16 protein-coding genes and 1 pseudogene are annotated in these 17,072 nt (G+C 69.9%); 11 read left to right on the forward strand and 6 right to left on the reverse strand.

Going from position 1 to position 17,072, the window contains the following annotated elements; genetic code table 11:
* Window positions 1–53: 53 nt before the first annotated feature.
* On the forward strand, window positions 54–1,301 hold the full coding sequence (locus tag OHB21_RS25710) for an epoxide hydrolase family protein (RefSeq protein ID WP_067506609.1): 1,248 nt from the start codon (window positions 54–56) through the stop codon (window positions 1,299–1,301).
* 338 nt (window positions 1,302–1,639) lie between these two features.
* On the opposite strand, the gene OHB21_RS25715 is transcribed toward OHB21_RS25710, so the two are convergent.
* Complete coding sequence (locus OHB21_RS25715) at window positions 1,640–2,605, reverse strand: helix-turn-helix transcriptional regulator (protein WP_195125880.1); 966 nt, start codon at window positions 2,603–2,605, stop codon at window positions 1,640–1,642.
* Window positions 2,606–2,667: 62 nt separating this feature from the next.
* Between OHB21_RS25715 and OHB21_RS25720 the strand changes: the two genes are divergently transcribed.
* Complete coding sequence (locus OHB21_RS25720) at window positions 2,668–3,159, forward strand: pyridoxamine 5'-phosphate oxidase family protein (protein ID WP_067506603.1); 492 nt, start codon at window positions 2,668–2,670, stop codon at window positions 3,157–3,159.
* A gap of 91 nt (window positions 3,160–3,250) precedes the next feature.
* Here OHB21_RS25720 and OHB21_RS25725 read toward each other — a convergent pair.
* The 3 genes and pseudogenes from OHB21_RS25725 to OHB21_RS25735 form a co-directional block, all read right to left on the reverse strand.
* Window positions 3,251–3,580 (reverse strand): annotated as a pseudogene (locus OHB21_RS25725) (transglycosylase family protein); the annotation flags it as partial.
* A gap of 535 nt (window positions 3,581–4,115) precedes the next feature.
* A complete protein-coding gene (locus tag OHB21_RS25730) occupies window positions 4,116–5,333 on the reverse strand; it encodes an RNA polymerase sigma factor (protein WP_067506596.1) in 1,218 nt (405 codons plus the stop codon).
* Window positions 5,334–5,345: 12 nt separating this feature from the next.
* Window positions 5,346–5,687 (reverse strand): YciI family protein, encoded by a 342-nt coding sequence (locus OHB21_RS25735; protein ID WP_067506593.1) that lies wholly within the window; start codon window positions 5,685–5,687, stop codon window positions 5,346–5,348.
* A gap of 149 nt (window positions 5,688–5,836) precedes the next feature.
* Between OHB21_RS25735 and argC the strand changes: the two genes are divergently transcribed.
* The 6 genes from argC (at window position 5,837) to OHB21_RS25765 (ending at window position 11,829) form a co-directional block, all read left to right on the forward strand.
* Window positions 5,837–6,892 carry an N-acetyl-gamma-glutamyl-phosphate reductase gene (gene argC / locus OHB21_RS25740; RefSeq protein WP_067506589.1) on the forward strand — a complete coding sequence of 352 codons (1,056 nt, stop codon included), beginning with the start codon at window positions 5,837–5,839 and terminating at the stop codon, window positions 6,890–6,892.
* Window positions 6,889–8,109 (forward strand): bifunctional glutamate N-acetyltransferase/amino-acid acetyltransferase ArgJ, encoded by a 1,221-nt coding sequence (argJ, locus tag OHB21_RS25745; RefSeq protein WP_067506585.1) that lies wholly within the window; start codon window positions 6,889–6,891, stop codon window positions 8,107–8,109. Before argC ends, argJ begins: the two co-directional genes overlap by 4 nt.
* Entirely contained in the window at window positions 8,106–9,032 is a 927-nt protein-coding gene (argB, locus tag OHB21_RS25750) for an acetylglutamate kinase (protein ID WP_067506582.1), read from the forward strand. Before argJ ends, argB begins: the two co-directional genes overlap by 4 nt.
* The gene (locus tag OHB21_RS25755; RefSeq protein WP_195125881.1) at window positions 9,029–10,231 is read left to right on the forward strand and encodes an acetylornithine transaminase; all 1,203 of its coding nucleotides are present in this window, start codon (window positions 9,029–9,031) and stop codon (window positions 10,229–10,231) included. The genes argB and OHB21_RS25755 overlap by 4 nt, the downstream gene beginning before the upstream one ends.
* The gene (gene argF, locus OHB21_RS25760; RefSeq protein WP_067506576.1) at window positions 10,228–11,169 is read left to right on the forward strand and encodes an ornithine carbamoyltransferase; all 942 of its coding nucleotides are present in this window, start codon (window positions 10,228–10,230) and stop codon (window positions 11,167–11,169) included. Before OHB21_RS25755 ends, argF begins: the two co-directional genes overlap by 4 nt.
* A 150-nt stretch (window positions 11,170–11,319) precedes the next feature.
* The gene (locus OHB21_RS25765) at window positions 11,320–11,829 is read left to right on the forward strand and encodes an arginine repressor (RefSeq protein WP_067506572.1); all 510 of its coding nucleotides are present in this window, start codon (window positions 11,320–11,322) and stop codon (window positions 11,827–11,829) included.
* Between the two features lie 357 nt (window positions 11,830–12,186).
* Here the strand turns inward: OHB21_RS25765 and OHB21_RS25770 are convergent, their stop codons facing one another.
* Window positions 12,187–12,879: a YwaF family protein gene (locus tag OHB21_RS25770; protein ID WP_195125882.1), complete on the reverse strand. Its 693-nt coding sequence runs from the start codon at window positions 12,877–12,879 to the stop codon at window positions 12,187–12,189.
* Between the two features lie 694 nt (window positions 12,880–13,573).
* Between OHB21_RS25770 and OHB21_RS25775 the strand changes: the two genes are divergently transcribed.
* Entirely contained in the window at window positions 13,574–14,044 is a 471-nt protein-coding gene (locus OHB21_RS25775) for an oxidoreductase family protein (protein WP_267465228.1), read from the forward strand.
* Between the two features lie 49 nt (window positions 14,045–14,093).
* Here the strand turns inward: OHB21_RS25775 and OHB21_RS25780 are convergent, their stop codons facing one another.
* Window positions 14,094–14,453, reverse strand: a complete 360-nt coding sequence (locus OHB21_RS25780; protein WP_067506797.1) for a DoxX family protein — start codon at window positions 14,451–14,453, stop codon at window positions 14,094–14,096.
* Window positions 14,454–14,725: 272 nt separating this feature from the next.
* Here OHB21_RS25780 and OHB21_RS25785 point away from each other — a divergent pair, with 272 nt between their 5' ends.
* Both OHB21_RS25785 and OHB21_RS25790 read left to right on the forward strand, forming a co-directional pair.
* The gene (locus tag OHB21_RS25785; protein WP_067506560.1) at window positions 14,726–15,580 is read left to right on the forward strand and encodes a sigma-70 family RNA polymerase sigma factor; all 855 of its coding nucleotides are present in this window, start codon (window positions 14,726–14,728) and stop codon (window positions 15,578–15,580) included.
* A 294-nt stretch (window positions 15,581–15,874) separates the two neighbouring features.
* Window positions 15,875–17,062, forward strand: a complete 1,188-nt coding sequence (locus tag OHB21_RS25790; protein ID WP_228791451.1) for a TerD family protein — start codon at window positions 15,875–15,877, stop codon at window positions 17,060–17,062.
* The last annotated feature ends 10 nt before the right edge of the window (window positions 17,063–17,072 follow it).

Here is a 17,072-nt window from a genome sequence, read left to right on the forward strand (position 1 = left end):
GACTCTGAATCTTAGGAACGCAATTGTCCTAACTGGCGACTAGCGTGGTATTCATGACGACCACACCGAACATCCGGCCTTTCCGTATCGAGATCCCGCAGGAGAGGATCGACGGGCTGCGCGCACGGCTCGCCGACGCTCTCTGGCCCGACGACCGGCCCGAGGTGGGGTGGACCAAGGGCACGCCGATCTCGTATCTGAAGGAGTTGGCCGAGTACTGGCGCACCGAATTCGACTGGCACGCCATCGAGAAGCGGCTGAACGAGCTGCCGCACTTCGTCACCGAGATCGACGGTCAGCCGCTGCACTTCGTACACGTCCGCTCGCCGGAGCCGGACGCCGTACCACTGCTGCTGTGCCACGGCTGGCCGTCCTCGTTCGTGGAGTTCCTCGACGCCGTCGGTCCGCTCAGTGATCCGCGCGCGCACGGCGGTGACCCCGCCGACGCCTTCCACCTCGTGATTCCGTCCTTGCCCGGTTTCACCTTCTCCGGGGTGGATCCCGCGGACGGCAAGGGTTCCACCGACGAGTACGCCCGGACGCTGGCCCGGTTGATGGCCGAGCTCGGCTACGACCGCTACGGCGCACAGGGCGGGGACGCCGGGTTCTTCCTCAATGCCGAACTCGGGCGCGTGGACGCCGAGCACCTGATCGGCATCCACGCCAACGGCCTGATCACCATGCCGTCGTGGGACGAGAACTCCTGGAACGATCAGTCGTCCGGTGGCGAAGCCGGTCGGGATGGTGCGGAATCGGTCGGCGGCGACTCGGCGTGGCAGGGAGCATCCGGCGAATCATCCTGGGCGGGAACGGAATCGGGTAGCGGTGAATGGTCGGCGGAAACCGGCGGCTACGATCCTACGGCGCTCGGATACGCCATGGTGCAGGCGGGCCGGCCGCAGACCCTGGCCATCGCCATGCACGATTCTCCGGTCGCGCTGCTGTCGTGGATCACCGATATGTTCCAGCGCTTCAGTGATCCGGCGATCGAATCTCCCGACGATGCGATCGGCCGCGACATCCTGCTCACCCACGTGAGCCTGTACTGGTTCACCCGCTGTTTCGCGTCGTCCATCCGGATCTACGGGGAGAGCGAATCATGGGGCGCGGGCCGCCCGAGTTCCGGGGTCCCGACCGCCGCCGCGGTGTTCCCGGGCGACAGCACCGATCGCGCGATCGCGGAGAAGGAACACAACCTGGTGCGTTGGACCGAGTACGACCGCGGCGGTCATTTCGCCGCCACCGAAGCGCCGGATCTGTTCACCGACGATGTGCGCGAGTTCTTCCGAACGCTGCGCTGAGCCGGCGCGCCGACGGTCCCGGACGAGAGTGCGGGACCGTCTCGCGTCCCGGATGAGGCACCACCGGCAACCACCGTTCGCTGGACCGAGCACGGCCGCGGTGACCATGCGGTCGCCTGACCTGCCCACGGGCGACGTGCGCGAGATCCCGCACAGTGCGCCGAAGCTGTCGCACCGCAGAGGTTCTCGCTGTCACATGACGTCGGGCATCGAGACGACCGGCGGACCGGATCCGCCGCCGAGCCCGGCCGGCGCCGGTTGCGATCACCTGTCCGGCCGAGCCGGCCGATCGCGCGGCGAATGTCGCCAGGGAGTGTACGGCGCTCGATCACGCCGGTTCAGCCGCCGTACCGCGCCGCCATCTCCCGCGCGGTGCGCGCCAATCGCTCGCGCAGAGGGGGTGGGTCCAGGATTTCGGCGTACTGGCCGAGCGGCAGGATGCCGTGGGCGAGCACGTCATAGGATTCCGAGGCCAGCGTGACCGTCACCCAGCCGTCCGAATCCGGTTCGCCCATGGACTCTTTCGCCTCGGCGACCGCCGCGGGCTCGAATCCCAGGCGCAGATAGCGGACGTGGTCGGCGTGGATGCGGCAGCGGGCGCGCACCCGCAGCATGGAGCGCGCGAACTCCTCCTGTGCGGCGGCCCAGTGCGTCGCGAGATCGAAATCGTCCGGCCGGACGAAGGATTCGCCCGTCGGCGCGGCCGAACGGATCCGGCTCACCCGGTACGAGCGGATCGCGCCGTCGACGCGGGCCACGAGGTACCAGGTGCCGGCCTTGGACACCAGCCCGAGCGGGTCCACGAGGCGGCGCACCTCCCGCTCGCGGCCGTAGCGGAGGTCGAGCCGCCGGTCGTGCCACAGCGCGTCGGCGACGACGGCCAAGGTGGGGGTCTCCTCGGGCTGGTGGAACCAGCCGGGCGCGTCCAGGTGCACGCGCTCGGCGATCCGGGTGGCGCGGCCACGCAACTCGGGCGGCAGCGCGGCCAGCACCTTGAGCTGCGCGGTCGCCAGCACCGTGCCCAGCCCCAGGTCGGCCGCGGCCGTGGGCAGCCCGGCGAGCAGCACCGCGTCGGCCTCCTCGGAGGTGAGCCCGGTCAGCCGGGTGCGGTACCCGTCCACCAGGCGGACGCCGCCGCCCCGGCCCGGCTCGCTGTACACCGGCACGCCGGCCGCCGACAGCGCCTCCACGTCCCGGTAGACCGTCCGCACCGACACCTCCAGCTCCTCGGCCAGCTCCGGCGCGGAGATCCGGCCGCGGGTCTGGAGCAGCAACAGCAGCTGGACCAGTCGACTCGCGCGCACCCGCCGAGCCTATCGGCGAAACTTGACGTCAGGTGTCAAGTTTGCGGCGTAGCGTCCCCGCCATGACCGAATGGAGCACGTTCACCGAGGAAGCGCCGAAGATCGCGGAGGTGTTCCTCCGCAGGCATCGGGCCACCGGCAACCTGTGCATGCTGGGCACCCTGCGCGCCGACGGGTCGCCCCGCATCAGCCCGGTCGAGCCGATGATCTTCGAGGGCAGGCTGGTCATCATCGGCATGCCGGACACCACGAAGTTCAAGGATCTGGCCAGGGACCCACGATTCTGCATCCACACCGCCACCGTCGACACCACGGTCGGCGACGGTGACGCCAAGCTGTTCGGCACGGTCGTCGACGACACCGACACCGAACTGCACGCGCGGTTCGCGCAGTATCTGTTCGACCTGAGTGGTATGGATCTGCGCGGGCAGGAGTTCGACCACTTCTACGTGGGCCGGCTCACCGGCGCGTCGTGTATCGAGGCGGGCGAGGACCGGCTGACCATCACCATCTGGAAGCCGGGCGAAGGGGAGCGGGTCGTCTACAAGGGCTGACCGCGCGAACGCCGACGGCCCCCGTCACCCGAGAAGGAGAGGTGCGGGGGCCGCCGAGATTCCGGTGTACCGGAAGCGGGGTGCGTCAGAAGTACGCGCCGCAGGTCGGCCAGGCGCCGATGCCCTGGGTGCGCAGCACGTTCTCCGCGACGCGGATCTGCTCCTCGCGGCTGGCGTTGTGCGCGTAGCCGGTGCCACCGTTGGCGGTCCAGGTGCTGTGCGAGAACTGCAGACCGCCGTAGTAGCCGTTGCCGGTGTTGATGCCCCAGTTGCCACCGCTCTCGCACTGCGCGACGGCGTCCCAGTTGCCGCTCGCGGCGGACGCGGTGGCGGTGGACAGACCGAACGGCGCGGCCACGAGGGCGCCGGCGACGGCGGTGAAGGCGGCGGCGCGGATGCTGAACTTGCGGGTCTGAGTCATGAGGGTTCCTTGCTGCGCCCGCCGGCCCGGCCCGCGGGCCGAGTCCCTGTCCCCAGTGCGATGTCGGGGGTCTCGAACCGCGGGACAGGGTTGCCGGTGTTCGGCGGCTCGAGCTCGTGCCCGTCGTTCGACCGGGCCGGTTGCCGACGATAACGAAAAGATCTCGCCGAATCACGTCGCGATAACGGGGCAATGGCGTGCCAGTGCGGTCGAGAATTCCGGACTTCGCGCAGTTGAGCGCGGCGAAATCTGGAATTGCGGGCGTGTGATTACCAAACGTAGATGTGGTTCAGATCACGAAAATGCGGGTGTAACGAACGGTGTTCGTGGGCGATTCGCGAGGATTCGCGCGCGGGAGGATTGGCGAACCGCAATGCCTGATTGCGATATTTTCCCAGCTAGATGGGCGTAACTGAGCGTCAATCGAGCGGTTTCGGGGATTCTCGAGTCGATTTTCTGTGGCGTGGCACACCATTGTTTGCAGGTTTGTACTGCGTCAATATTCCGGACGCTTCCCGGCCGGTATCGCGCCGGATCAGGGGCCTCGAAGCGCGTCGCGGCGGGCGGTCAGGAATTGCCGTTCCGATTCGTTACCGGCTCGCTCGATCGCCGCGTCGAACGCGGTTCGCGCTTCTTCCGTGCGGCCCAGCCGGGCCAGGAAATCACCCCGAATCGCGTGGTACAGATGGAAATTCGGCAATTCGATATCGGCGAGGTCGGCCAGACCCGCTGCGGGACCGTCGATTTCGGCCCGCGCCACGGCGCGATTCAGCGCGACCACCGGCGTCGGGGTGAGCGCGTACAACTGGTCGTACAGCGCGAGGATCTGCCACCAGTCGGTCGCCGCGGACGAGGGCGCGTCGGTGTGCACGGCGGCGATGGCGGCCTGGATCTGGTACTGGCCGGGTCTGTTGTGCCGCAAGCACTTTCGCACCAGCGCGTGCCCCTCCGCGAGGAGGTCGCGATCCCACCGGGAGCGGTCCTGATCCGGCAGCGGGATCAGCCCGCCGTCCGGGCCGGTGCGGGCCGGACGGCGGGCCTCGGTCAGCAGCGTGAGGGCGAGCAGTCCCCAGACTTCGGGCTCGTCCGGCATCAGCTCGGCCGTCACCCGGGCGAGGCGCACCGACTCCGCGCCGAGGTCCGCGCGCACCAGCTCCGCGCCCGAGGGTGCGTCGTGTCCCGCGGTGCAGATCAGATACAGCACGGCCAGCACGGCGGGCAGCCGCTCGGGCAACTCGGCGGCGCTCGGCACCCGATACGGGATGCGCGCCGCCTTGATCTTGTTCTTCGCGCGCACCAGCCGCTGCGCCATCGTCGCCTCCGGCACCAGGAAGGCGCGGGCGATGTCCGCGGTGCTCAGCCCGCCGAGCAGCCGCAGGGTCAACGCCACCCTGGCATCGGGCGCCAGCGCGGGGTGGCAGCAGGTGAAGAGGAGGCGGAGCCGGTCGTCGGGCACCGGCCCCGTCTCGGTCGCGGGTGATTCGGGGACGTGGAGCAGCGCGGCCGCCGCGTACTTGTCGGCGCGCGCGGCCTCCTTGCGCAGCCGGTCCACGGCGGCGTTGCGCGCGGTGGTGATGATCCACGCGGGCGGACTCGGCGGCAGTCCGTCGTCGGGCCAGCGCCGCACCGCCGCGACGAACGCGTCCTGCACCGCGTCCTCCGCCAGGTCGATATCGCCGAACGCGCGAATCAGACTCGCCACCGCGCGTCCGTGCTGCGCGCGGAACACGTCCTCGATCACCCGCGTCTGCACCGCTCGCGCCCGCTATCCGGCCACCGGCCGCACCTCGATCGCCAGCGGGGTGAGCACCGCCGCGACCTTGCCCGCCCAGGCCAGCGCCTCGTCCAGATCCGCGGCCTCGATGAGGGTGAACCCGCCGATCTGCTCCTTGCTCTCCAGGTACGGCCCGTCGGTGGTGAGCGGCTCGCCGCCGCGCACCCGCACTACCGTCGCCGTGCTCGGCGGATGCAGCCCGGCCGCGAACACCCAGGCGCCCGCCGCGCGGATCTCGTCGTTCACGGCTTCCAGATCGCGCATGATCTCGTCGAGGTTCTCCGGCGGCGCCTCGTCGGCCGGCTGGTAGATGCTCAACAGGTACTGCGTCACGGTGTCCTCCTCGGTCGCGCCGGCCCGTCGCCGGCTCTCACCTCCTGTACGAACGGGTTCCCCGGAGATCGACAGAACCCGCGAACTTCTTTCCGCCGCCGTCGCACCCCGTTCATGAATGGGATTGCACGGTCATGCATAATCATTTCATGGCTGATACGGATGCGCCCCCGTTGCGGGTAGCTGTTGCCGGTGCGAGCGGGTACGCGGGCGGCGAAGTGCTGCGCCTGCTGCTCGGGCACCCGCGATACCGATCCGGGCGCCTCGAGATCGGGGCGCTGACCGCGGGCGCCAATGCCGGCTCGACCCTGGGCGAGCATCAGCCGCATCTGCTTCCGCTGGCCGACCGGGTGCTCGCGCCCACCACCGCCGAGGAGCTGGCCGGGCACGACGTGGTCTTCCTCGGCCTGCCGCACGGCCAGTCCGCCGTCATCGCGAACGCGCTGCCCGAGTCGACCGTCATCATCGACTGCGGCGCCGACTTCCGGCTCCGTGACGCCGGCGCCTGGCAGAAGTACTACGGCACCGACCACGCGGGCACCTGGCCCTACGGTCTGCCCGAACTGCCCGGCGGTCGCGACGCCCTGCGCGGCGCGACCAGGATCGCGGTCCCCGGCTGCTACCCGACGGTGGCCAGCCTCGCGCTGGCCCCCGCCGTCGCGGCCGGGATCGTGGCGCCCTCGGTGCACGTCGTCGCGGTGAGCGGCACGTCGGGCGCGGGCCGCAAACTCGACGTCGCGCTGCTCGGCTCCGAGGTGATGGGGTCGGCCCGCGCCTACGGCATCGCCGGCGCGCACCGCCACACCCCAGAGATCGCGCAGAACCTGAAAGCCGCGGGCGGAACGGATGTTTCGGTGTCCTTCACGCCTGTGCTGGCGCCGATGCCGCGCGGCATCCTGGCCACCTGCACCGCGCCGGTCACCGTAGACGCCGCGCAGGCCCGCGCCGTCTACGAGAAGGCCTACGCCGACGAACCTTTCGTGCACCTGCTGCCCGAAGGCGTGCTCCCGCAGACCGGTTCGGTGCTCGGCTCCAACGCCGTCACCCTCCAGGTCGCGGTGGACGCCGACGCGGGACAGCTCGTGGTGATCGGCGCGATCGACAACCTGACCAAGGGCACCGCGGGCGCCGCGGTGCAATCCATGAACCTGGCCGTCGGATTCGACGAGACCGACGGACTTTCCACCGTAGGAGTGGCACCGTGACGACTTCCGCCGACACCGCGAGCGGCAAGCTGGTCCGCACCCAGGGCGTCACCGCCCCGCTGGGCTTCCGCGCCGCGGGTATCGCCGCGGGCATCAAGGCCAGCGGAAAGCTGGATCTGGCACTGGTTTTCAGCGAGGGCCCGGAGTACTCGGCCGCGGGCGTGTTCACCGGCAACAAGGTGAAGGCCGCGCCGGTGCTGTGGTCGCAGCAGGTGCTGAAGAGCGGCCGGCTGCGCGCTGTGATCCTGAATTCCGGTGGGGCCAACGCCTGTACGGGTCCGGGCGGTTTCCAGGACACCCACCGCACCGCCGAGGAACTGGCGAAAGCGTTGAGCAACTGGGGCACCGAGACCGGCGCGGGCGAGGTCGCCGTCTGCTCCACCGGTCTCATCGGCGACCGGCTGCCGATGGACAAGCTCATCCCCGCCGTCACCGAGATCGTGCACGAGATGGGCGGCGGCCTCTCCGGTGGACTGGACGCCGCGCACGCCATCATGACCACCGACACCGTGCCCAAGGAAGCCGCCTTCCACCACCGCGACAAGTGGAATGTGGGCGGGATGGCCAAGGGCGCGGGCATGCTCGCGCCCTCGCTGGCGACCATGCTCGTGGTGCTCACCACCGACGCCGTCGCCACGCCCGAGCAGCTCGACAGCGCGCTGCGCAAGGCCACCCGGCTCACCTTCGACCGCCTCGACGTCGACGGTTCCTGCTCCACCAACGACACCGTGCTGCTGCTGGCCAACGGCGCCAGCGAGGTGACCCCGAGCCAGGAGGACCTGGACGCGGCCGTGCTCGCCGTCTGCGACGACCTGGCCGAGCAGCTGATGGCCGACGCCGAGGGCGTCACCAAGCGCGTGCACGTCACTGTCGCCGGCGCGGCGTCGGAAGACGAGGCGCTCGTCGCGGCGCGCGCCATCGCCCGCGACAGCCTGGTCAAGACGGCACTGTTCGGTTCCGACCCCAACTGGGGCCGGGTGCTCGCCGCCGTCGGTATCGCCCCGATCACCCTCGATCCCGACCGGATCACGGTGTCGTTCAACGGGAATCCGGTGTGCGTCGACAGCGTCGGCGTGCCGGGCGCGCGCGAGGTCGACCTGTCGGGCGCGGACATCGCGGTGCGCGTCGAGCTGAATGTCGGCTCCGGCGAGGCGACGGTGCGCACCACCGACCTGTCGCACGGCTACGTCGAAGAGAACTCGGCCTACAGCTCATGACCACGCCCGCGATCCACGAACTCAGCGCGCTGGACAAGGCGCACGTGCTGGCCGACGCGCTGCCCTGGTTGCAGAAGTTCCGCGACAGGATCGTCGTGGTCAAGTACGGCGGCAACGCCATGATCGACGACGAACTCAAGCGCGCCTTCGCCGCTGACATGGCGTTCCTGCGCACGGTCGGCGTGCACCCGGTGGTGGTGCACGGCGGCGGCCCGCAGATCAGCGCGATGCTGAAAAAGCTCGGCTTGCAGGGGGAATTCCGCGGCGGCTTCCGTGTGACCACACCCGAGGTGATGGAGGTGGTGCGGATGGTGCTGTTCGGTCAGGTCGGGCGCGAACTCGTCGGGCTGATCAACGCGCACGGCCCCTACGCCGTCGGCATCTCCGGTGAGGACGCGCACCTGTTCACCGCGACCCGCCGCACCGTCGACGTGGACGGCGAGGCCACCGACATCGGCCTGGTCGGCGACGTCACCTCGGTGAACCCCGACGCGGTACTGGATCTCATTGCCGCCGGGCGCATTCCGGTGGTGTCCACCATCGCGCCCGACGCCGACGGCGTGGTGCACAACATCAACGCCGACACCGCGGCCGCCGCGCTGGCCGAGGGCATCGGCGCGGAGAAACTGGTGGTCCTCACCGATGTCGAAGGGCTGTATACGAACTGGCCCGACCGGTCGTCGCTGACCAGTCGCATCGACGCCGCCGAACTCGCCGCCTTGTTACCGAGCCTGGACGCGGGCATGGTGCCCAAGATGGAGGCGTGCCTGCGCGCCGTCGTCGGCGGGGTGCCCACGGCGCACGTCATCGACGGACGGGTACCGCATTCGGTACTGCTGGAACTGTTCACCGGAGAAGGAATCGGAACGATGGTGACCCCCGCCCCCGCCGGGCCGGGCGCGCCGGACGGAACGAAATCATGAGCACTGTCGAAGAATTGCAGCAGCGGTGGTCCGCCGCGATGATGAACAACTACGGCACTCCGAAGGTCGCGCTGGTGCGCGGCGCGGGCGCGGTGGTCTACGACGCGGACGGCAACCGTTACGTCGACTTCCTCGGCGGCATTGCGGTGAACAGCCTCGGGCACGCCCACCCGGCCATCCTGGAGGCGGTCACCCAGCAGCTCGGCACCCTCGGGCACGTCTCGAATCTGTATGCGAGCGAACCGGTCATCGAGCTGGCCGAGAAGCTGCTCGCGTATTTCGGCGACGGCGAGGGCCGCGCGTTCTTCTGCAACTCGGGCACCGAGGCCAACGAGGCGGCGTTCAAGATCGCCCGGCTCACCGGCCGCACCAAGATCGTCGCGTGCGAGGAGGCGTTCCACGGCCGCACCATGGGCGCGCTGGCGCTCACCGGGCAGCCGTCCAAGCGGGCGCCGTTCGAGCCGATGCCGCCCGGCGTGGTGCACGTCCCCTACGGTGACGCCGAGGCGCTGGCCGCCGCCGTCGACGACGAGACGGCCGCGGTGTTCCTGGAGCCGATGATGGGGGAGAGCGGCGTCGTGGTGCCGCCGATCGACTACCTGGCCAAGGCGCGTCAGATCACCGCCCGGCACGGCGCGCTGCTGATCCTGGACGAGGTGCAGACCGGCATCGGCCGCACCGGAAAGTTCTACGCGCACCAGGCCGCCGGCATCGTGCCCGACGTGATCACCCTCGCGAAGGGACTCGGCGGCGGACTGCCCATCGGTGCGGTACTCGCCAACGGCCGAGCCGCCGAACTGCTCACCCCCGGCCTGCACGGTACCACGTTCGGCGGGAATCCGGTCTGCGCGGCGGCGGCGCTGGCCGTGCTGCGCACGCTGGACCAGGAGGACCTGCTCGCCCACGTCGAGTCCGTCGGCAAGCGGCTCAGCGACGGTATCGAACTGCTCGAGCACCCGTTGATCGATCACGTGCGCGGCGCCGGGTTGCTGCTGGGAGTCGTGCTGACGCAAGATCTTTCGGCGCAGGTGGAGAGCCGGGCGCGGGCGGCGGGCTACCTGGTGAACCCCGCCAAGCCGAACGTCATCCGGTTGGCGCCGCCGCTGGTGCTCACCGCGACCCAGTCCGACAATTTCGTCGCCGATCTGCCCGCCATCCTGGACGGGGCGATCGAGGACGCGAAGGGGGAGAACCCGTGACCGAGCTGCGGCACTTCCTGCGGGACGACGACGTCTCGCCCGCCGAACAGGCCGAAATCCTCGCTCTCGCCGAGGAGTTGAAGAAGAGTCCGTTCGCGCACCGGCCGCTCGAAGGCCCGCGCGGGGTCGGGGTGATCTTCGAGAAGAACTCGACGCGCACCCGCTTCTCCTTCGAGATGGGCATCGCCCAGCTCGGCGGGCACGCGGTGGTGGTGGACGGACGCGACACCCAGCTCGGGCGCGAGGAGACCCTCGCCGACACCGGGCGGGTGCTCTCCCGGTACGTGGACGTCATCGTGTGGCGCACCTTCGAGCAGTCGCGGCTGGACGAGATGGCCTCGGCCGCAACGGTTCCGATGGTGAACGCGCTGTCCAACGAGTTCCACCCCTGCCAGGTGCTCGCGGACCTGCTGACCCTGCGTGAGCGGTTCGGCGACCTCACCGGCCGCACACTGGCCTACTTCGGCGACGGCGCGAACAACATGGCGCACTCGCTGCTGCTCGGCGGCGTGACGGCCGGGATGAACGTGATCGTCGCCGCGCCGGAGGGTTTCGAGCCGCTGCCCTGGATTCTCGAGGCGTCGCGCAAGCGGGCGGCCGAGACCGGGGCGTCGATCACCGTGACCACCGATCCGGTCGCCGCCGCGACGGGGGCGGACGCGTTGGTGACCGACACGTGGACGTCGATGGGGCAGGAGAACGACGGCAAGGACCGGGTGGGGCCCTTCGTGCCGTTCCGGTTGAACGCCGAGCTGCTGTCGCTCGCGTCGGCGGATTCCGTTGTGCTGCACTGCCTTCCGGCGCACCGTGGGGAGGAGATCACCGACGAGGTGATCGACGGGCCGCACAGTGCGGTGTGGGACGAGGCGGAGAATCGGCTGCACGCGCAGAAGGCGTTGCTGGTGTGGTTGCTGGCCAGACGCGGGGGTGCGTCGTGAGCGGGGCGAACGCGTGGTGGTGTGTGGTCGGCGAGGTGAGAGCGTGAGCGGGCGACGATCGGCGCGTTCGGCCGTGTCGTCTGCGGCCGGGCGCGCCTTGACCCGAGCGGGTCGGGGAACATCGGACCGCCGGACGCCGGGGGCGCACCGATGAACGCCCCGCCCGCCGACGGCAAGGGTCCCGCCATCGCGCGGACCCGCGCCGGCCGCCAGTCCCGCATCATCGAGCTCCTCGCCGCCCACGCGGTCCGCAGCCAGTCCGAACTGCAAGCCCTGCTGGCCGCCGAGGGCATCGACGCCACCCAGGCCACCCTGTCGCGTGACCTCGACGAACTCGGCGCGGTGAAACTGCGCGCGGCCGACGGCGGCGCGGGCGTCTACGTCGTCCCCGAGGACGGCAGCCCCGTCCGCGGCGTCATCGGCGGCACCGACCGCCTCTCCAAACTGCTGGGCGACCTGCTCGTCTCCACCGACGCCAGCGGCAATATCGCCGTCCTGCGCACGCCACCCGGCGCGGCCCACTACCTGGCCAGCGCCCTCGACCGCGCCGCCCTCCCCTACGTGGTGGGCACCATCGCGGGCGACGACACCATCGCCGTGATCGCCCGCGAACCCCTCAGCGGCGCGGAACTGGCCGCGAAGATCGAAGAACTCGCCTGAGGTTGGGTCGCCCGCAGGCGCGCCGCTGACCGACGATCGTTGTCGATCGTCCGGGCCACTGAGTTTCGTGTGGTGGGCGGATCGCCGTGCCGAGTCGGGCGAAGACTTCCTGGATATCGGTGGCGGTGAGAACCCGGGTGGTCCAGGCGCGCAGCTGTTCGGGCTGCGCGGTGCGGATCGTGTTGGCGGTCGTGGTGGGCAAGGGCCCGAACCGGGCGGTGAGCAGATCGATCAATGCCTCGGCTCGACCCTCGGCCCGGCCTGTGTCGCGGCCGCGTGCTTCGATCTGTTCGGCGGTCGTCAGATGTGGGTCCCGGACTGTAGTTGCAGGTTGTCGAGGCCGCCAGGTGCATGAATTCACTTGTGACGCACCCACGGCCACGTCATCAAGGCCCACACGGTCATCAGCACGAGCGCCACCGTGCCCAGGTACCAGGGCCAGGGGCCGAGCACGTCGAGAAGGGATGGCGTCGAGGGCTTTCCGTTGACGAACCCGTAGTTGGTTCCGGCCGCGGTGTTGAACACGTACGTCACCGCCACCCACACCACGGTGACGCCCACGGCGAAGCGGTAGCTGCGCCAGTCCGGGCCCATCCCGATGCCCCAGGTCAGGTAGATCGCCGCCCAAACCACGGCGAGATGGATCGCCCAGAACCCGAGGAACTCTTTGCTCGGGAAGTCCGGGCCCTCCAGCGCCGGCGAGATGAGCGCCTGCGTACTCAGCGTGAGACACCAGTAGTACGTCACCGCGTACGCCCACCGCCGATGCGACCACAGCGCGTACCCGGCCACCAGCGTGGCGAGGTCGGTCAGCCGCAACGGCACCGACCGCTCGACGGCGAACGGCACCATCGCCACCAGATAGATCACCGCGTAGGTCAGCAGCGTCGCGGCCCCGAACACCCGGCTGAACCGCCGCCCGGCCTCCGGGCTCCCCTGCGTCCGCCCCACCCACACCACGACAACCGCCCCCACGACGAACACCACCAGGGCAACCCAGTGCGACAGTCCGTAGGCGGCGAACTCCCGCTGCACCGCGAGGGTGTTCATAGTGTCCGATTCTAGGGTTCGCGGGTGCGAACGCAGGCCATCTGTTCGCGGAGTGGCACGATGCGTTGACAAGCGCCGTACCCACGGCGGGGTGAGGGGGCCATGAGCGCGTTCGAGTGTTGGGGGAATCCCCTCGGTAGATTCGAGGGGATGGCGCCGCGTTCGCAGGATTCTGGTCTTCCCGGGGTCGCACCCGGGGAAGTTGGTGCGGCTCTGCGTGTTTCGGGGTTGATCGGGGCGGGGACCGAGGTGGTGGGGGTCGAGCCCGTCGAGGTAGGCGGGTTCGGGTCGGTGGGGGCGGTGCGCAGGGTGGGGTCCGGTACGCGGGGCGGGCGGGGCCGGAAACGGTGGTGGTGAAGTTGGCCGGGGGTGTTGCGGGTGAGTTCGGCGAGGTCGAGGCACAGTGGTATCGGGAGCGTCTCGCGGAGCGGTCGGGAATTCGCACACCGCGATTGCTGGCCGAGCACCGTGACGGTTGGTTCTTGTTGGAGGACCTCGGCGACCGGGGATTCGTGCGTCAACTCACCGGATGCGGTGTCGCGCAGGCCGGGGCGGCGCTCGAGGAGATCGCGGTGCTGCACGCACGGAGGCCGCGGACGACCTGCCCGGATGGATACGCGCACCGGATGGGTCGGCGCCGACGCGGTTCTGCCGGCGCCGGCTGCACGCCTAGCGCGGCGAGTGGCCGGCGGAGCTGGCCGAAGTCGCGCGATTGCTGGTCGACCACATGGATGCGCTGACGGACATTCTCGGCCGCGCACCGGCAACCGTCGTGCACGGTGACTTCCATTGCCAGAACATCTCTTTCGACGAGTCCGGCGCCGCGCGACTGATCGATTTCCAGTTCGTCCAACGCGGCGCCGCCGTGCTCGTCGTGGCGCGTTTCCTCGCCACCAGCCTCACCACCGAGGTTCGGCGCGCCGAGGAGCGTGATCTGTTGCGCCGCTACCACCTTCGCCGCGCGGCGTTGGGCGCGCCGGAAGACGAGCCGGACGCCGAACTCACCGCGCTGCGGGCGGGCCTGCTGTGGAATATCGCCATGCCGTTGTCCCTGCACGTCAGGCGCGTCATGATGCAGGGCAGGCCGTGGCCGGAGAAGTTCCCGATCCTCACCCGCTGCCTGGACGCCGCACGCGATTGGGACGCACTGGCTGTCTTGGACTGATTCGAGCCCCCATGCGGCTACGCACCGGCTCGAGGACGCGCGGACCTGGTCATGACCCGTTGGCCGCGTGGGCCATATAGGCCGTCGATGCCGCCGCGAGAACCAGATACACCCCGGGGAACGCGATGTTGTAGAACACTCGCGCCCGGACATGGGCGCCGACAGCGCCGACGAAGAACAAGACCAGGCCGATCCCGGCGGCGACGCCGAGCCAGGGCGCGGTGGCGAGCCCGGCCGCGAGTCCGACCGCTCCGGCCAGTTTCAAAGTCGCGAGGTACGGCAGGGAGCGGGCGGGAACGTGCACCTCGGCGGAGTTCCGCAACACGAAACCCGCCCGCGCGTAGTCCGCGGCGGCGATGAACACGTTGGCCGCGATACACAGCACGGTGGCAATCAGCAGCGGGGTCATGCCCGGCACCTCCTCGAACCGGTGACCGGATTCGCTGGTCGACCGGCCCTCGCTCGCGCGGCTGCGCGGCACGCTGGTGCTGATGAGTGCGGCCCGTCGTTCTCGATCCGTGTGTTCGGCGCGTCGACCTGTTCGGCAGCGGGGTGTCCGGATCGGAATCGGACAGCTTGTAGGCTCATCGGCAGGTCCCTTCCTCGGGATGTGAACTTTCGGGTGCGAGATCGGTCGTCTCATCTGCCCCGACGTTTCTCACCTCGGAAAGGTGACACCCCGTGGTAACCAGTGCGGAGTTCGAAGCAGCCCGGCCGCAGCTGACGGCGCTGGCCTTTCGGTTTCTCGGCTCCCTGCACGACGCCGAGGACGTCGTGCAGAGCACGTGGATCAAGGCCTCGACCACCACCGGTGATCTGCGCAATCCGGCGGCATGGCTCACCACCGTCCTCACCCGCCTGTGCCTCGACCAACTGCGGACGCGGCGACGGGGAGGCCGGGAGCCGCTGCTCGCCGACGACCTGCCGTCCGAGGAACTCACCGCAGACGAGCACTATCTGCGGCGCGAGAACATCTCCCGGGCGCTGATGGTGGTCCTCGACCGGCTGACCCCCGCCCAGCGCGTTGCCTACGTTCTCCACGATCTCTTCGACATCCCGTTCCGGGACGTGGCCGACACGCTGGGCACCACCCCCGACAACGCGAAGAAGCACGCCAGCCGCGCCCGCCGGCGAATCGAACACGCCGAACCCGCCCCCGCCGCGCCCGACAGCGCGGTCGTGGACGCGTTTCTCGCCGCGGCGGCGGGAGGCGACATCGACCGGATGGTCGCTCTGATGACCAGCGATTGCGTGCGCACCGCCGACACCACCCTGGTCCCGCCGGGGATCCGGCCCGTGGTCACCGGCGCCCGCGCGGTCGCCGAGGAGACGACGTTGTTCGCCGCCCGGATCCGCGCCAGCACACCGATGATCGTCGATGGTCGTCGCGTGCACGTCATCGCTCCGGGCGGGCACCTGCTTGCCGTCATCGACATCGAGATCATCGGCGGTCTGGTCAGCCGGATCGACATCGCTCGAGCCTCCGCGCGCACTCCGATCGAACTGGCACCGAAGACCGAGTCGGTCAGCTGGTGAACAGCTCTCCGGCGAACGGTCGCCCGCGAGATGTGCAGGGGGCCACACGGTTCGGTGGTGTCACTTGCTCGCGCCGAGCGACCACCGTCGTCAAGCCTGGGGCGGCTCAGGCGCGGGGCGGCCGACACGTCCGGCACATGAACGGTCCGGTAGTGCCCCGGAGTCACCGGCCTGCCACCCGACACGGCTGGCGTGCTCGCGCGCGATCGGTCCCGGTCCGGTTGTCACGGCATCGCACCGTCGTCGCCTCCGTTGCGCGCCGTATGGTGGACGCGGCCGAGAGAAGGGGTTGCGATGGAGTTGGTCAAGGGTGCGAACGCGCCGATCGCCGCGGGGGAGGTGCTGGTGGCGGTGGACGCCACCACACCGGTGGATATCGCCGCGCTGCTGCTGACCGGGGCCGGGAAGGTGCGCTCCGACAGCGACTTCGTGTTCTACAACCAGCCGGTGGCGCCCGGTGTGGAGGTGCGCCCGCCCGACGCGATCCGGGTGGTGCCGGGCGAGGTGCCCGCCGATATCGAGAAGATCGTGGTGACAGCGAGTCTCGACGGTTCCGGTCCCGCGAACTGGGGGCAGGCGGGGCCGCTGCGGATCGCGCTGACCGACGCCGCGAGCGGCGCGCTGCTGGCGAGTTTCGCGCCGTCCGGGTTGGGGGCGGAGACGGCGTTGATCGCCTGCGAGCTGTATCGGCGCAACGGCGCCTGGAAGGTGCGCGCCGTCGGGCAGGGGTACGCGCAGGGATTGGCCGGGATCGCCACGGATTTCGGCATCACCGTGGACGACGAGCCGGAAACGCTGGACGCGCCGCAGCCGCCCGCTCCCGCGCAGGGCACGCCGCAACCCGTTGCACCGCAAGAACCTCCGACTCCCACCGCACCCCCACGCTTCGGCGCACCGACCATCGACCTCACCAAAGGCCGTGTCACCCTGCGCAAGAACGAGACGGTTTCGCTCACCAAACAGGGCGAACCACCGCTCACCCGCGTGCGGATGGGCCTGGGCTGGGACCCCGCCACACACGGGCGCAGCGTCGACCTCGACGCCTCCGTCATCGCCTACAACGCCCAGGGCAAGAAGCTGATAAACGTCTGGTTCCTGCGCCGCGAGGCCTTCGAGGGCGTGATCAAACACTCCGGCGACAACCTCACCGGTCGCGGCGACGGCGACGACGAGGTGATCACGGTCGACCTCCCGGCGCTGCCGCCCGAGGTCTACACCCTGGTGTTCACCGTGAACTCGTTCGCGGGCCACAAGTTCGACCAGGTCGCCCGCGCCCACTGCCGCCTCGTGGACGACCACACCGGCGCCGAACTCGTGCGTTTCGAACTGTCCAAGGGCGAGCCGACCACGGGCGTGTTCATGTGCATGATCACCCGCGGCCCGCACGGCTGGAACATGACGGCGCTCGGGGAGTACTCGAAGGGCGCGACCGTCCGGAAGATGGTCGACCCGGGCAAGCGGTTCGTGCTGTCGACTCGGTGAGTCGCTCGGA

Origin of the sequence: Nocardia puris (assembly GCF_036051655.1) — a bacterium.
Classification (GTDB): Bacteria; Actinomycetota; Actinomycetes; order Mycobacteriales; family Mycobacteriaceae; genus Nocardia; species Nocardia puris.

Bases quoted from the DNA above. Each gene is read 5' to 3' on its own strand.
- OHB21_RS25710 (WP_067506609.1), top strand. From the start codon at position 54: ATGACGACCACACCGAACATCCGGCCTTTCCGTATCGAGATCCCGCAG.
- OHB21_RS25720 (WP_067506603.1), top strand. From the start codon at position 2,668: ATGACCGAATGGAGCACGTTCACCGAGGAAGCGCCGAAGATCGCGGAG.
- argC (WP_067506589.1), top strand. From the start codon at position 5,837: ATGGCTGATACGGATGCGCCCCCGTTGCGGGTAGCTGTTGCCGGTGCG.
- argB (WP_067506582.1), top strand. From the start codon at position 8,106: ATGACCACGCCCGCGATCCACGAACTCAGCGCGCTGGACAAGGCGCAC.
- OHB21_RS25755 (WP_195125881.1), top strand. From the start codon at position 9,029: ATGAGCACTGTCGAAGAATTGCAGCAGCGGTGGTCCGCCGCGATGATG.
- OHB21_RS25765 (WP_067506572.1), top strand. From the start codon at position 11,320: ATGAACGCCCCGCCCGCCGACGGCAAGGGTCCCGCCATCGCGCGGACC.
- OHB21_RS25770 (WP_195125882.1), bottom strand. From the start codon at position 12,879: ATGAACACCCTCGCGGTGCAGCGGGAGTTCGCCGCCTACGGACTGTCG.
- OHB21_RS25780 (WP_067506797.1), bottom strand. From the start codon at position 14,453: ATGACCCCGCTGCTGATTGCCACCGTGCTGTGTATCGCGGCCAACGTG.
- OHB21_RS25790 (WP_228791451.1), top strand. From the start codon at position 15,875: ATGGAGTTGGTCAAGGGTGCGAACGCGCCGATCGCCGCGGGGGAGGTG.